The following is a 14,030-nucleotide window of genomic DNA, read 5'->3' as shown; positions in this document are numbered from 1 at the left end:
AAAATGCCAGACTTTCGAAATCGCGGTTTTGGCCGTCGATCTCCGTGTTTTCAAAAGTGTACCGGCGCTATAAACAGGTTTTGTAACTTATTTTTAGCGGTTGGCCTTTCTAGAATAACCAATCCTCTGAGTCTGACTTTCGAGCTGCCCATGTCTGCCTTGCGCCGTTTTTCCTTGCCGTTGATCGCTGCGTTTTTTGCGTTGTACGTGATTTGGGGATCGACCTATCTGGTGATCCGCATCGGCGTCGAATACTGGCCGCCGCTGATGCTCGGCGGTGTGCGCTTCGTGATTGCCGGCACGCTGATGTATGCGTTTCTGCGCTGGCGCGGGGCACTGGCGCCGACCTGGGTGCAGTGGAAAGCGGCGGGGATCATCGGGATTCTGTTGCTCAGTTTCGGCAACGGCGCGGTGACCCTGGCCGAGCACAGCGGCGTGGCCTCGGGTGTTGCTGCGCTGGCGGTGGCGACGGTGCCGCTGTTCACTTTGCTCTGCGGTTATTTCTGGGGCGCACGCAACACCCGCCTGGAGTGGGCCGGGGTGGTGATGGGGATTATCGGCATCGCGATGCTCAACATGGGCTCCAACCTGCAATCGAGTCCGCTGGGTGCGGCACTGCTGATTTTCGCGGCGGCGAGTTGGGCGTTCGGTTCGGTGTGGAGCAAACACCTGCCATTGCCCCAGGGCGCAATGGCCAGTGCCGTGGAAATGCTGGTGGGCGGCGTGGTGCTGTTGATCGGCAGCGCGGCCAGCGGTGAACACCTGCAAGCCATGCCGCCGTTGGAAGGCTGGCTGGCGCTGGCGTACCTGATTTTCTTCGGCTCGATCATCGCCTTCAACGCCTACATGTACCTGTTGAAAAACGTTCGTCCGGCGGCGGCCACCAGTTACGCCTATGTGAACCCGGCGGTGGCGGTGTTGCTGGGGATCGTGTTTGTCGGCGAGACCATCGGCATCGAAGAGGCGCTGGCGATGCTGGTGATCATCGGCGCGGTGGTGCTGATCAGTCTGCCACAGTGGCGGCGTCCGGCGCGGCCGCCGGTGGTCAGCGAGCCGGCTGCCGCAGCGAAGGTCATAGCGACGGAGCAGCGTGCGAATTAGGGTAAACTGCGCGCCATCGCACACATGCTCTGATTTTTTCCTACGGTACTCCCATGACTTTCGCCACCCTTGGCCTGATCGAACCCTTGCTGCGCTCCCTCGAGAAGCTCGGCTACCAGACCCCGACGCCGGTGCAGGCGCAAGCCATTCCGGCCGTGCTGGCCGGTCGCGACCTGATGGCCGCGGCCCAGACCGGCACCGGCAAGACCGCCGGTTTTGCCTTGCCGCTGCTGCAACTGCTGGCGATGGAAGGGCCGAAAGTCACCGCCAACTCGCTGCGTGCGCTGATTCTGGTGCCGACCCGCGAGCTGGCCGAACAAGTCCACGAAGCCGTGCGCCAGTACGCCGAGAACCTGCCGTTGCGCACTTACGCGGTGTACGGCGGCGTCAGCATCAACCCGCAAATGATGAAGCTGCGCGGTGGTGTCGATCTGCTGGTCGCGACCCCGGGCCGTCTGCTCGACCTGTTCCGTCAGAACGCGCTGAAGTTCAACCAGCTGCAAACCCTGGTGCTGGACGAAGCCGACCGCATGCTCGACCTGGGCTTTTCCGAAGAGCTGGCGAACATTTACCGCGCATTGCCGAAGAAACGTCAGACGCTGCTGTTCTCCGCGACCTTCTCCGATGACATCCGCCTGCTGGCCGGGCAGATGCTCAACGACCCCCAAAGCATCGAAGTCAGCCCGCGCAACGTCGCGGCCAACACCGTCAAGCAGTGGGTGGTGACGGTGGACAAGAAGCGCAAGCCGGAACTGTTCGTGCACCTGATGCGCAAGAACAAGTGGAAGCAGGTGCTGGTGTTCGCCAAGACCCGCAACGGTGTGGACGCGCTGGTCGAGAAGCTTCAGGGCCTGGGCGTGAACGCCGACGGCATCCACGGCGACAAGCCGCAAGCGACCCGGCAGCGGGCGCTGGATCGGTTCAAGCTGAGCGAAGTGCAGATTCTGGTGGCCACCGATGTTGCTGCCCGTGGTCTGGATATCGAAGACCTGCCACTGGTGGTCAACTTTGATCTGCCGATCGTTGCCGAGGATTACATCCACCGTATCGGTCGTACCGGTCGTGCAGGTTCGACCGGTGAGGCGATTTCGCTGGTGTGCGCTGATGAAGTGAACATGTTGTCGGCGATTGAAATGCTGACCCGCAGCACGTTGAAGCGTGAGGTTGAGCCGGACTTCGTGCCCGAGCACCGCGTGCCGGACACCGATGCCAGTGGGCAGGTGATCAAGAAGCCGAAGAAACCGAAAAAGCCGAAAGCGTCCGGTGGCGGCGGTGGCAAGCGCAATCTGGGCAAGTGGGTGGACAGCGGGGATACCCCGGCGCCGGAGGTGGCGATCAAGCCTGTTCGTAAAGTGCCGGTGTTCAATACCGGGCCGCGTAAGCGTAAGCCTTAAGCGTCAGAAAGGGTCGTTCCCGCGCAATGCGGGAACGATCAGTTACGCTGTTTCAACCAGTCCAGCATTCCAGCTCCGGCCGCCCGGCCACTGGCAAAACACGCCGTCAGCAAATACCCCCCAGTCGGCGCTTCCCAATCCAGCATTTCCCCCGCACAGAACACCCCCGGCAACGCCTTGAGCATCAATCGCTCATCCATCGCTTCGAACGTCACGCCGCCGGCACTGCTGATCGCTTCATCCAACGGGCGAGTTTTCACCAGCGTCAGCGGCAAAGCCTTGATCGCCCGAGCCAACAGTGCCGGATCGGCAAACGTCGCAGCATCAGTGAGTTCACGCAGCAACGCCGCTTTCACCCCGTCAATCCCGACCTGACTGTGCAGATGCTTGGCCATCGAGCGCGAACCCCGAGGTTTGCTCAACGCCGCCTGCAATTTATCCACAGGCCGGCCGGGCAGCAGGTCGATGTGAATGGTCGCGGCACCGTGCACATTGATCGCCTCACGAATCGGCGCCGACAGCGCGTAGATCAGGCTGCCCTCAATCCCTGTCGCGGTAATCACGCATTCGCCCAAACGCGGAACGTCGTCGTTCAAACCGATGGCGATATTTTTCAGCGGCGCGCCGGCGAATTTGCTGACCATCAGTTCGCTCCAGGCTTGCACCTCGAAGCCGCAATTGCTTGGCTGCAAGGGCGCCAGTCCTACGCCGCGTTGCTCCAGCGGCAGCATCCACGCGCCGTCGGAACCCAGCCGCGACCAACTGCCGCCGCCGAGGGCGAGCAGGGTGGCGTCGGGGGTAAGGGTTTTCTCGCCTTCCGGGCTGTCGATGCGCAGCGCGCCGTTTTCATCCCAGCCGAGCCAGCGGTGGCGGGTGTGGATAACCACGCCGCTGTCGCGCAGGCGCTTGAGCCAGGCGCGCAGCAATGGCGCGGCTTTCATGTCGGTGGGGAACACCCGGCCGGAGCTGCCGATGAAAGTTTCGATGCCCAGTTCGTGAATCCAGCGGCACAGGGCGTCGGCGTCGAATGCGCGCAGCAGCGGGGCAATGTTCGGGGCGCGTTCGGCGTAGCGCGAGAGGAACGCCGGCCAGGCTTCGGAATGGGTGATGTTCATGCCGCCAACCCCGGCCAGCAGGAACTTGCGGCCCACCGAGGGCATGCCGTCGTACAAATCGACGCGGACTCCGGCCTGGCTCAGCACTTCGGCGGCCATCAGGCCGGCGGGGCCACCGCCGATGATGGCGACGTGAGCGGGAGAGGTGGCGTGAATCTGGGTCATGGCGTGCGCTGCGGTCTGACGAAATATGGCGCGCATTCTAACAGCGCAAATCCCTTGTGGGAGCGAGCCTGCTCGCGATGCGGCGGATCAGTCGCCATCGATTCCGGATGAGAGGGCCTCATCGCGAGCAGGCTCGCTCCCACAGAGGCTTGTGGTGGCTCAAATTGCTGATCAAAAAACAACCAGTGCGCTGCAAGCCATGTTCAGCGTGGGCTGTAGTCCCTTTCGCTCAGGTTATCCACAGGCCGTTCCACAGCCATTGTGGGTAACGCAGCACAACTCAATGACAACCCGATGACTGCCAGACGCGCTGCGCACTGTGATGCAGGATCCCGTGACGGCGGGCGAGTGCGTGGCGATCCTTGCTGTAACCGCCGCCGATCACGCCGACCACCGGGATGTCGCGGCCCAGGCAATGGCGCATCACGCTTTCGTCGCGGGCGGCAACGCCTTCGTCGGTCAGTTGCAGATAGCCGAGGGCGTCGTCCTTGTGCACGTCGACGCCGGCGTCGTACAGCACCAGATCCGGCTGATACAGCGGCAGCAGATAGTTGAGCGCGTCATCGACGACTTTCAGGTAATCGGCGTCGCCCATGCCGTTGGGCAGCGGAATGTCCCAATCGCTTTCGGCTTTGCGTGCAGGAAAGTTCTTTTCGCAGTGCAGGGAAACGGTGATGGCTTCCGGGGTGTTGTGCAGAATTCGTGCAGTCCCGTCGCCCTGATGCACGTCGCAATCGAAGATCAGCACCCGGTTCACCCGGCCGCTTTGCAGCAGGTAGTGACTGATGATCGCCAGGTCATTGAAGATGCAGAACCCGGCGGGGTAGTCGTAGTGGGCGTGATGAGTACCGCCGGCCAAGTGACAGGCCAGGCCATGCTCCAGGGCTTTCTCTGCCGCGAGAATCGAGCCGCCGACCGCCCGTACGGTGCGTCGGGCCAGAGCTTCGTTCCACGGCAGACCGAGGCGCCGCTGGTCTTCGCGGGACAACTCGCCACTCATGTAGCGTTCGATATAACCGCGGTCATGGGCCAGGGCGAGGATGTCGGCAGGGCACAGTTCAGGGCGCAGCAGGTCTTCGTCGCGAGTCAGGCCGCTGTCCACCAGGTGATCGCGCAGCAGGCGGAACTTGTCCATGGGAAAGCGGTGATCCGCCGGAAACTCGGGGCTGTAGTCTTCGTGGTAGATCAGCGGCAATGGCATGGCGGACTATTCATAAAGGCTGTAGGAAAGAGTGCAAAGACTACCAGCGATGTAGACTTGCGGCATGGAAACGGAGGGGCACGATGGAGCCGATACTTGAGCTGGAAAGCGCGCGACTGCTGATGCGTCAGTGGCAGGACGCTGATCTGCCGGCATTTGCGGCGATGTGCGCCGATCCGCAGGTGATGCGCTATTTTCCTGCGCCTTTGAGCCGGCTGGAAAGCGCGGCGCTGATCGGCCGTGTGCGCGGCCATTTTGCCGAACACGGCTTCGGCCTGTGGGCACTGGAGCGCAAGGACACCGGTGAGTTTATCGGCTTTACCGGACTCGGTGTGGTCGGTTTCGATGCCCCGTTCACCCCGGCGGTGGAAATCGGCTGGCGTCTGGCGAAGGAACACTGGGGCCTGGGATATGCCAGCGAGGCAGCGTGGACTGCGTTGCGTTGCGGCTTTGACCGGTTGGCCCTGAAGGAGATTGTGGCGTTCACCGCACAGAGCAATCTGCCGTCGGAAAAGGTCATGCAGGCCATCGGCATGCATCACGACCCAGCCCATGATTTCGATCACCCGAAACTGGCGGTCGATCACCCGCTGCGTCGACATCTGCTGTACCGCATCACCCGGGAGCAATGGCTGCAGACCTTGCATGGCTAAGCCGACACGGACGTTTACAATGGCGCGATCATGGCTCGCGCCAGAATCTGAATTGGTCGCCGCAGCCAAGACTGCGCGGCATTGCTTTGTGTGAGGAGAGTCTGAATGAGCCAAGTGTTGGAAGATCTGGTGGATCTGCTGACCCTCGAACCGATCGAGGAAAACCTGTTCCGTGGTCGCAGTCAGGATCTGGGCTTTCGCCAGTTGTTCGGCGGCCAGGTGCTCGGCCAGTCGCTGTCGGCGGCCAGTCAGACCGTTGAAGAAACCCGTCATGTGCATTCGATGCACGGTTATTTCCTGCGTCCGGGCGATGCCAAGTTGCCGGTGGTCTACTCGGTTGACCGCGTGCGGGATGGCGGCAGTTTCAGCACCCGCCGCGTGACCGCGATCCAGAAGGGCCACCCGATTTTCACCTGCAGCGCTTCGTTCCAGTACGACGAAGAAGGCTTCGAGCACCAGAGCCAGATGCCGCAAGTGGTCGGCCCGGAAAACCTGCCGTCGGAGCTGGAACTGACCCAGCAACGCGCGCACCTGATTCCGGAACACATGCGCGAAAAGCTGCTGTGCCCGAAACCGATCGAAGTGCGCCCGGTCACCGAAAAAGACCCGTACAACCCGCAACCGGCGGACCCGATCAAGTACGTGTGGTTCCGCGCCGACGGCGCTTTGGCCGACATCCCGGCGCTGCACAAATACCTGCTGGCCTACGCCTCGGACTTCGGCCTGCTGACCACCTCGATGCTGCCCCACGGCAAATCGGTCTGGCAGAAAGACATGCAGGTCGCCAGCCTCGACCACGCCTTGTGGTTCCACAACGACCTGCGCGCCGATGACTGGTTGCTCTACGCCATGGACAGCCCGTGGGCCGGCAATTCCCGTGGTTTTTCCCGTGGCAGCGTGTTCAACCGCGCCGGGCAACTGGTGGCGTCGGTGACCCAGGAAGGCCTGATCCGTCATCGCAAGGACTGGGCATGAGTCTGGCGGATGTGCGGCACTGGGTGTTCGACATGGACGGCACCCTGACCGTGGCCGTGCATGACTTCGCGGCGATTCGCGTGGCGCTGGCGATCCCGCCGGAGGACGACATCCTCACGCATCTCGCAGCATTGCCTGCCGAAGAAGCGGCGGCGAAACACGCGTGGCTGCTGGAACATGAGCGGGATCTGGCGCTCGGCTCGACCCCGGCGGTCGGCGCGGTGGCGCTGGTGCGCGACCTGCACGCTCGGGGTTATCGCCTCGGCATCCTGACCCGCAATGCGCGGGAGCTGGCCCATGTGACGCTGGAGGCCATCGGCCTGGCCGACTGCTTCGCGGTTGACGATGTGCTGGGCCGCGATGAAGCGCCGCCGAAACCGCATCCGGGTGGTCTGCTGAAACTGGCCGAAGCCTGGCAAGTGCCGGCGAGCGAGATGGTGATGGTTGGTGATTACCGGTTTGATCTTGATTGCGGTCGGGCGGCGGGCACGCACACGGTGCTGGTGAACCTGCCGGATAATCCATGGCCGGAGCTGACCGACTGGCACGCGAAGGATTGCGTGGAGTTGCGGCAGATGCTTTTGGTCTGAGACCTGCGTTGTCTGCACGGACGCTTTCGCGAGCAGGCCCGCTCCCACAGGGGAATGCATTCCAAATGTGGGAGCGGGCTTGCGCGAGAAGAGGCCCGACCCTCCACCCCACAACTTACTGCTCGAATAGAGCTTTCTGACCTTCCGGTGAGGTCAGCATGCCGTCGCCGTTATGCCCGACGCCGGGCACTTCCACCAGCCGCTGATTCACCCCTTCCGGATGCCGGCGCAGTAGATAGCTGAAAAACATTTTTCCGCGCATCAGGCGATAGGCGCCTTGTGCTTCGGCGGCACAGCTCTTGTCCAGCGCCGGGTGTTGCGGGTCGGTGTCCTGCTGGCCCAGCAGATAAATCACCTCGCGTTTGACGTAACTGCCTTCAAGCTGTGCGGGCGTTTGCCCACCCGAGTAGATCGGCGGATCCACCAGACCGTACTTCCAGCGGTTGAAGCCCGGGCACTGCGCATGATCGAACGCCACCGGTCGTTGCTCATTGAAGTAGGCGTAGGACGACGGATTGGCCACCACGTAGCGCAAGCGAATGCCTTCAGCCTTGAGCGCCGGTTGTTCGCGGGCGAGCAGGGCATAGCGCTGCACCACCTGACCGCCGCCGGAGTGGCCGAAGATCACGATCTGCTTCACGTCCGGAAATTGCTTGCGATCAGTCAGCCGCCCGACGATTTCGTCCAGTGCGGCGTAGGAACTCAGCGGGTTCGGCCCTGTGGATAACCCGCCACCCATCCATTCATTACCCTTCCAGCGCAACACGCTGGCGGGCAACGAATAGAGAGCAACATCGCTTTCGTTGAGAAACTGCGGAGCGATCACCAGGGTGTTGGCGGTTTGCCCGGCCAGTTCCGCCGCGGCTTCGCCGCTTTTGCGATAGGTTTCGGCGTTGCGCAGCTTGCCATGAATGACGATCAGCACCCGCTCGATTTTCGCCGGCGCCGGGCCGATGCCCACCGCCATTTCGCCGGCCTGCAATTGCAGGCGCCCGGGACTGATTGCGTCGACGCCGGCCGCTTGCGCGGTGCCGCCGATCAACAGTAAAGCCAACAGCCATTTATGCATTTACAGGTTTTTCGCCGCAAAGGTATCGCACTGGCCGACCTGGCCCTGGGCGAATCCGGTTTTGAACCAGCGCACCCTTTGCGCCGACGTACCGTGGGTAAACGAGTCCGGTACCACACGGCCCTGACCCTGTTGTTGAAGGCGATCATCACCGATGGCGTTCGCCGCGTTCAAGGCTTCTTCGATGTCGCCCGGTTCCAGCCAGTTCAGACGTTTCTGCGCGTTGTAGGCCCAGACGCCGGCCAGACAATCGGCCTGCAGTTCCTGACGCACCAGCAGACCGCCGTCACCTTGCATCTGCCGGCCTTGCTGGCGGGCGGCCTGAATTTTCGCCGAGACGCCGAGAAGCGTCTGCACATGGTGTCCGACTTCATGAGCGATCACGTAGGCCTGGGCGAAGTCGCCGGCCGCCTTGAAGCGTTGGGACATTTCCTGGAAGAACGCCATGTCCAGATAGACCTTCTGGTCTGCCGGGCAATAGAACGGGCCGGTGGCCGAGGTGGCCATGCCACAGGCTGAATTGACCCGGTTGCTGAACAGCACCAGAGTCGGGTCTTTGTATTGGCGGCCGGCCTGCTGGAAGATCGCGCCCCAGGTGTCTTCGGTGTCACCAAGGATCGAGCGCACGAATTCGGCCTGTTCATCGTTGGCCGGCGGCGCCTGGCGGGTTTGCGAAGAAGGGGCTGGTTGCTCGGACATCTGCCCGGTCAATTGGCCGAGAATCTGCAGCGGGTCCTGCCCGGTGATCCAGCCAATGCCGACGATCAGCAGAATCGCGCCGAGGCTCAGGCCCTTGCCACCCCCGAAACGCATGCCGCCGCCACCTCCCATGTCATCGCCACGGGCATCGACGACGTTGTCACTGCGTCGGCCTTTTTTCCATAGCATGTGGGAATCCTCTGTCTGATCGTGGTGATGAGTGTTGCTGGTGTGTGAGTGTGGCGCCAGTCCGGTCGTCCGTCTATTCGCACATATGCACAAAGGCCCGGCCTCGGGGTGACGAGGTCGGGCCTGTTATTGACGAGCATGAGCGCCGGGAATTCAATCCGCCGGCGGTTTTCTTTTGCCGAGTCAGGTGTCAGCGGTCGAAGGCATCCCACACCGGCGCGAAGTCCGGGCTGACCTGACGTTCGCGCTTGGGCAGCGCAGCGATCAGCGCTCGGTCGTCGTCATCCAGTTCGACCTTCAGCGATGCCAGGTTGGCCAGTTGATTGGTTTTGCTGCTGGCCTTGGGAATCGCCGCGACGTTGTCCTGATCCAGCAGCCACTTCAGCGCGATTTGGGTCGGCAGCACGCCGTGTTTTTCGGCGATCTGCTGAATCTGTGGAATCTCCGAGACCTTGTTACGCGCCAGCGGCGTGTAGGCCGTCAGCGCCAGATCGTGTTGACGGGCGTAGCCGAGCAGGGCGTTTTGTCCGAGCAGGACGTGGTACTCGACCTGGATGGCTGACAGAGGAATGCCGTATTCCTCGACGACTTTGCGCAGCAGCGGCAGCGGAAAGTTCGCCACACCGATGTTGCGAGCCAGCCCCTGTTCTTTGAACGACGCGAGGGTTTCGAGGGTGCGCGGCAAATCCCAGTCGGTGGTCGGCCAATGGATCATGAACAGGTCGACGTACTCGCTGCGCAAGGCCTTGAGGCTGCGATCCAGCGAGTGACGCATGGCGTCCGGTTGCAACTGGTCCCACCAGACCTTGGTGGTGACGTGGATCTGCTCGCGGGGTGTCGGCGTATTCGCCAGGGCCTGTCCGACTGCGTCTTCGTTGTTGTAGGCCGCTGCCGTGTCGATGTGGCGGTAACCGAGTTCCAGGGCTTGCTCCACGGCGCGGGTGCATTCGTCGCCGAGCATCGGCCAGGTGCCGAGGCCGAGTTTTGGCAGGTTCAGTCCTTGTCTGTTAACGATGTGCTGCATGGTCGTTCTCCTGTTCGAAAGCCGTGACGCCCGCCATGTGCCGGGCTGCGATGTAACCGAACGTCAGCGCCGGGCCGAGGTTGATCCCGCCCGCCGGATAATGCCCGCCCATGATGCTGGCCATGTCGCCACCGGCAGCGTACAGCCCGGGGATAGGCCGGTCTTCGGCGTCGAGCACCTGCGCATGCGGGTTGACCTTGAGCCCGGCGAAGGTGCCGAAGCAGCCCGGCTGCACCTTCACCGCGTAGAACGGGCCCTGTTCGATAGGCGCCACGCACGGATTGGGCTGTCGCGCCGGATCGCCCTGTTTGCGGTTGTACGGCGTCGAGCCGCGACCGAACAGCGGGTCTTCGCCGTGCCGGGCATGGTGGTTGTAGTCATGCAGAGTGGCGCGTAAACCGTTCGGATCGATACCGCATGCGGTGGCCAATTCCTCAAGGGTATTGCCGGTTTTCAGATAGCCGCTGCGGATAAAACCTGACACCGGAACCGGAAACGGCCGAGACATGCCGAGCCCGTAACGGCGCTGGAACGCGCGGGTGCAGATCAGCCACGAAGCGACTTCTTCGCCTTCAGGGGCCGCGGCGACCATGGCGCTGACATAGTCGTAATAGCCGTTGGCTTCGTTGACGAAGCGCTGGCCGTTGCGCAGCACGCCGATGACGCCCGGTTTGCCGCGTTCGATGATGTGTGGGAAATGGCCGATGCTGCCGTCGGAATGTGGCACCTGCGAGACCGGCGCCCACGCCACGGGCGAGGCCACATCGGTGTTGACCCGGCCTCCGACGTTTTCACCCATCCGCAGGCCATCGCCATTCACTGCCAGCGGAGGCAGCGCCCAATGTTCGTGACCGGTGGGCGTGCGCGGGAACAAGGCCTTGCGCCGCTCGATGTCGTTGGCAAATCCGCCGGCCGCGAGCACCACGCCCTTGCGCGCATGGACAGTGACCGGGCCTTTCGCGGTGTGCACGTGAGCGCCGGTGATGCGTGATTCGTCGCGCAGCAGTTCAGTCACTGGCGCCGATTCCCACAGCAGTACGCCTAGGTCTTCGGCGGATTTCGCCAGCCGAGCGACCAGCGCCACGCCGTTGACCAGTTGCATCGCCCGGCCGTGCAGCGCCAGGTCCAGCAGGTGGCGAGTGAAACGCCGGGTCACGTGCCAGGCCGCCGACAGCGAGCGAGTCAGATTGAGAAACGCCGACAGGTCCGCGCCGGCCATGATCGGCATGCCCATGAACGATGTTTCGCGCATGGTTGTACGAAGACGTTTGAGCAGGCGTCCGACCTTTCGTCCGTCATAGGGCGCGGCAATCACCGAGCGTCCGCCGGTGCCGGCGCCCGGTGTTTCGCCGTGGATGTCGGCGATGGTGTTGCCGTCGGCAAATTGCAGGGCAGTGTGTTGTTCGAAGAACGCCACCATGCGCGGGCCGGCTTCAAGGAAGGCGTCGATCATGGCCGGGTCGTAGTGTTTGCCGAGTTCGTGGCGCAGGTAGGTGCGCGGCAGTTCCACGTCTTCGACGATCCCGGCGCGCCGGGCCAGCGGATTGCGTGGCACCCACGCCCAGCCGCCGGACCAGGCGGTGGCGCCGCCGAACACCGGATCCTTTTCCACCACGATGACCTTCAAGCCATGCCAGGCGGCGGTGACGGCGGCCGACAAACCGGCGGCGCCGGAGCCGACCACCAGAACGTCGCAGTCGATATCGGGAAGGGCAGGCATCAGGAAACGCTCCAGCTATCAATTATTTTTAGAATCATGTTCCAGAAAATAACCAGTGCGAGTGAAGCAGATCAACCCGACTGACGCGCAAAGTGGGCGGTTATCGGACGTCAGGTTCCAGATTTCGCATTCCTCGGGATGTCTTCTAGAATCGGCGAAATTTCACCGAGAGCGCACCATGGCCGGCAGTCAAATCGAACGGGTTTTCAGCGTGCTGGAAAGCCTCACCAGTGATCCGCGCGGGCTGCCGATGCAGACCCTGGCCGAGCAACTGGACATTCCAAAGAGCGCGACGCACCGCTTGCTCGCCGAGCTGATCCGCCTGGGTTACGTGCGGCAGAATCCGGAAACGTTGCGTTATCACCTGTCGACCAAACTGGTTGCGATGGGCTTTCAGTACCTGTCGAGCAGCGGTGCCGATATCGTGCAGCCGGTGCTCGATCGGCTGGCCCAGGAAACCGGTGAGCTGGTGCGTCTGGGCGTGATCGACGGCGAACGCCAGACCTGGATCGCCAAAGCCCAGGGCGCCCGCACCGGCCTGCGTTACGACCCGGATATGGGCCGCGATGCGCCGCTGTTCTACACCGCATCGGGCCATGCGTGGCTGGCGTGCATGAGTGACGCCGAGGCGTTGTCGCTGGTCGAACGCCAGGGCGCGGAGGTGCCGGCGGATATCGGGCCCAACGCGCCGCGCTCCAATATTGAACTGCTCGAACGCCTGCGCGTGGCCCGGGAACAGGGCTATGCCTGTGTGGAAGAAAGTTCGGCGGTGGGCACTTCGGCGATTGCTGCCGTGGTGAAGCATCCCGCCGATGGCCGGGTGATTGGCGTGCTCAGCATCGCCGGCCCAAGCGCCCGGATGCCGGCGGCGCGATTGCATGAACTGGCGCCGTTGCTGCTTACGTTTACCGCGGAGCTGTCGGCGGCGAGCCTGGCCTCGGAGTTGTTCGTTTAAGCAAAACTGTGCGCTGTTCGCCCACTTTTCAGTCGGATGGGTGTGAGAATCTGGAACCGGGTTCTAAATTGTTGGTTGAGTGAGTTTTCCCACAACAATCACAAGAGGATCGCACCTTGAACCCGCCCCTTCGCATCGCCTTGATCGGCGCCGGTAGCATGGGCCAGCAACATTACCGGCACCTGAAACATCTCACTGAGGCCACGTTATGCGCCGTGGCCGATCCCGGCCTTCAGGCACCGGCCCTGGCGGCGGAGTGGGGTGTGGCGCATTTCGCCGATCACCGTCAGATGCTGGAACAGAACCGGCCAGACGCAGTCATCGTCGCCAATCCGAATAATCAGCACGTCAGCACCGCACTGGATTGCCTGGCCGCTGGTGTTCCGGTGTTGCTGGAAAAACCGGTGGGTGTGCATCTGGATGAGGCGCGGGAGCTGGTGGCAGCGGTGAAGCGTAGCGGCGTGCCGGTGTTGGTTGGTCATCATCGGCGGCACAATCCGTTGATCGTGCGGGCCCATGAACTGGTCAAGGGCGGAGCATTGGGGCGGCTGACGCTGGTGACTGCGTTGTTCCAGTTGCGCAAACCCGACCACTATTTTGAAACCGCGTGGCGGCGCGAAGCCGGTGCCGGACTGCTGCTGACCAATCTGATTCACGACCTCGATCTGCTGCGTCATCTGTGCGGAGAAGTACGTTCGGTGCAGGCAATCACCGACCGTTCGGTGCGCGGTTTTACCAATGAAGACAGCGCGGCAATCCTGCTGCAGTTCGATGGCGGAACGCTGGGCACCCTGACCGGTTCCGATGCGGTGGCGGCGCCGTGGAGCTGGGAGTTGAACTCCGGGGAGAATCCGGTCTATCCGTGCCATGCCGAACAGCCTTGTTACTTGCTGGCGGGAACGGCCGGGGCCTTGAGCATTCCGCAACTCAAGCGCTGGCATTACCACCCCGATCAGGTGGACGCCGGTTGGCACGAGCTGTTGCTGGCGGTCGATGAACCGTTCACGCCTGATGAAGCCCTGCGGTTGCAATTGCAGCATTTCGTCCGCGTCGCACGCCGGGAAGTCGAACCGCTGGTGAGTGCCGCCGACGCCGCCCGCACGCTGGCGCTGGTCGAGGCTATCCGTGGAGCAGCGGCCAGCGGTCGCGCCACCGAACCTGCGCAGATCGAGGCCTGAAC

The 14,030-nt window shown here is 62.8% G+C and carries 13 protein-coding genes; 7 read left to right on the top strand and 6 right to left on the bottom strand.

Annotated features, from left to right (window positions below):
* Positions 1-150 precede the first annotated feature (150 nt).
* Both yedA and C6Y56_RS24920 read left to right on the top strand, forming a co-directional pair.
* Positions 151-1,101, top strand: a complete 951-nt coding sequence (gene yedA / locus C6Y56_RS24925; RefSeq protein WP_169432035.1) for a drug/metabolite exporter YedA — start codon at positions 151-153, stop codon at positions 1,099-1,101.
* A gap of 53 nt (positions 1,102-1,154) precedes the next feature.
* Positions 1,155-2,495 (top strand): DEAD/DEAH box helicase, encoded by a 1,341-nt coding sequence (locus C6Y56_RS24920; protein ID WP_169432034.1) that lies wholly within the window; start codon positions 1,155-1,157, stop codon positions 2,493-2,495.
* Between the two features lie 38 nt (positions 2,496-2,533).
* Here C6Y56_RS24920 and C6Y56_RS24915 read toward each other — a convergent pair whose 3' ends face one another.
* Together C6Y56_RS24915 and C6Y56_RS24910 are read right to left on the bottom strand one after the other, a co-directional pair.
* Complete coding sequence (locus C6Y56_RS24915) at positions 2,534-3,775, bottom strand: TIGR03862 family flavoprotein (RefSeq protein WP_212633396.1); 1,242 nt, start codon at positions 3,773-3,775, stop codon at positions 2,534-2,536.
* A 280-nt stretch (positions 3,776-4,055) separates the two neighbouring features.
* A complete protein-coding gene (locus C6Y56_RS24910; RefSeq protein ID WP_007958746.1) occupies positions 4,056-4,976 on the bottom strand; it encodes a histone deacetylase family protein in 921 nt (306 codons plus the stop codon).
* An 83-nt stretch (positions 4,977-5,059) separates the two neighbouring features.
* Here C6Y56_RS24910 and C6Y56_RS24905 point away from each other — a divergent pair, with 83 nt between their 5' ends.
* From C6Y56_RS24905 to C6Y56_RS24895, 3 genes are all read left to right on the top strand, one after another.
* Positions 5,060-5,629 (top strand): GNAT family N-acetyltransferase, encoded by a 570-nt coding sequence (locus tag C6Y56_RS24905; RefSeq protein WP_169432032.1) that lies wholly within the window; start codon positions 5,060-5,062, stop codon positions 5,627-5,629.
* 105 nt (positions 5,630-5,734) lie between these two features.
* Entirely contained in the window at positions 5,735-6,604 is an 870-nt protein-coding gene (tesB, locus tag C6Y56_RS24900; protein WP_085712241.1) for an acyl-CoA thioesterase II, read from the top strand.
* Positions 6,601-7,194 carry an HAD family hydrolase gene (locus C6Y56_RS24895; RefSeq protein ID WP_169432031.1) on the top strand — a complete coding sequence of 198 codons (594 nt, stop codon included), beginning with the start codon at positions 6,601-6,603 and terminating at the stop codon, positions 7,192-7,194. The genes tesB and C6Y56_RS24895 overlap by 4 nt, the downstream gene beginning before the upstream one ends.
* Positions 7,195-7,309: 115 nt before the next feature.
* Here C6Y56_RS24895 and C6Y56_RS24890 read toward each other — a convergent pair whose 3' ends face one another.
* The 4 genes from C6Y56_RS24890 to C6Y56_RS24875 form a co-directional block, all read right to left on the bottom strand.
* The gene (locus tag C6Y56_RS24890; protein ID WP_169432030.1) at positions 7,310-8,263 is read right to left on the bottom strand and encodes an alpha/beta hydrolase; all 954 of its coding nucleotides are present in this window, start codon (positions 8,261-8,263) and stop codon (positions 7,310-7,312) included.
* Positions 8,264-9,151: a KPN_02809 family neutral zinc metallopeptidase gene (gene ypfJ, locus C6Y56_RS24885; protein ID WP_169432029.1), complete on the bottom strand. Its 888-nt coding sequence runs from the start codon at positions 9,149-9,151 to the stop codon at positions 8,264-8,266.
* 190 nt (positions 9,152-9,341) lie between these two features.
* Positions 9,342-10,175, bottom strand: a complete 834-nt coding sequence (locus C6Y56_RS24880; protein ID WP_169432028.1) for an aldo/keto reductase — start codon at positions 10,173-10,175, stop codon at positions 9,342-9,344.
* Positions 10,159-11,895 (bottom strand): FAD-dependent oxidoreductase, encoded by a 1,737-nt coding sequence (locus C6Y56_RS24875; RefSeq protein WP_169432025.1) that lies wholly within the window; start codon positions 11,893-11,895, stop codon positions 10,159-10,161. Before C6Y56_RS24875 ends, C6Y56_RS24880 begins: the two co-directional genes overlap by 17 nt.
* Before the next feature lie 178 nt (positions 11,896-12,073).
* Here C6Y56_RS24875 and C6Y56_RS24870 point away from each other — a divergent pair, with 178 nt between their 5' ends.
* Together C6Y56_RS24870 and C6Y56_RS24865 are read left to right on the top strand one after the other, a co-directional pair.
* Positions 12,074-12,850 carry an IclR family transcriptional regulator gene (locus tag C6Y56_RS24870; protein WP_169432024.1) on the top strand — a complete coding sequence of 259 codons (777 nt, stop codon included), beginning with the start codon at positions 12,074-12,076 and terminating at the stop codon, positions 12,848-12,850.
* A 116-nt stretch (positions 12,851-12,966) separates the two neighbouring features.
* Positions 12,967-14,028 (top strand): Gfo/Idh/MocA family protein, encoded by a 1,062-nt coding sequence (locus C6Y56_RS24865; protein WP_169432023.1) that lies wholly within the window; start codon positions 12,967-12,969, stop codon positions 14,026-14,028.
* Positions 14,029-14,030: the final 2 nt, after the last annotated feature.

This window comes from Pseudomonas fluorescens (assembly GCF_012974785.1).
Taxonomy (GTDB): Bacteria; Pseudomonadota; Gammaproteobacteria; order Pseudomonadales; family Pseudomonadaceae; genus Aquipseudomonas; species Aquipseudomonas fluorescens_BT.
Note: the sequence above shows the minus strand (reverse complement) of the source record. Positions and strands in the feature narration are given on the sequence as shown.

Excerpts from the sequence above, each read along its gene's own strand:
- yedA (WP_169432035.1), top strand. The coding sequence starts at position 151 with ATGTCTGCCTTGCGCCGTTTTTCCTTGCCGTTGATCGCTGCGTTTTTT.
- C6Y56_RS24920 (WP_169432034.1), top strand. The coding sequence starts at position 1,155 with ATGACTTTCGCCACCCTTGGCCTGATCGAACCCTTGCTGCGCTCCCTC.
- C6Y56_RS24915 (WP_212633396.1), bottom strand. The coding sequence starts at position 3,775 with ATGACCCAGATTCACGCCACCTCTCCCGCTCACGTCGCCATCATCGGC.
- C6Y56_RS24910 (WP_007958746.1), bottom strand. The coding sequence starts at position 4,976 with ATGCCATTGCCGCTGATCTACCACGAAGACTACAGCCCCGAGTTTCCG.
- C6Y56_RS24905 (WP_169432032.1), top strand. The coding sequence starts at position 5,060 with ATGGAGCCGATACTTGAGCTGGAAAGCGCGCGACTGCTGATGCGTCAG.
- tesB (WP_085712241.1), top strand. The coding sequence starts at position 5,735 with ATGAGCCAAGTGTTGGAAGATCTGGTGGATCTGCTGACCCTCGAACCG.
- C6Y56_RS24895 (WP_169432031.1), top strand. The coding sequence starts at position 6,601 with ATGAGTCTGGCGGATGTGCGGCACTGGGTGTTCGACATGGACGGCACC.
- C6Y56_RS24890 (WP_169432030.1), bottom strand. The coding sequence starts at position 8,263 with ATGCATAAATGGCTGTTGGCTTTACTGTTGATCGGCGGCACCGCGCAA.
- ypfJ (WP_169432029.1), bottom strand. The coding sequence starts at position 9,151 with ATGCTATGGAAAAAAGGCCGACGCAGTGACAACGTCGTCGATGCCCGT.
- C6Y56_RS24880 (WP_169432028.1), bottom strand. The coding sequence starts at position 10,175 with ATGCAGCACATCGTTAACAGACAAGGACTGAACCTGCCAAAACTCGGC.
- C6Y56_RS24875 (WP_169432025.1), bottom strand. The coding sequence starts at position 11,895 with ATGCCTGCCCTTCCCGATATCGACTGCGACGTTCTGGTGGTCGGCTCC.
- C6Y56_RS24870 (WP_169432024.1), top strand. The coding sequence starts at position 12,074 with ATGGCCGGCAGTCAAATCGAACGGGTTTTCAGCGTGCTGGAAAGCCTC.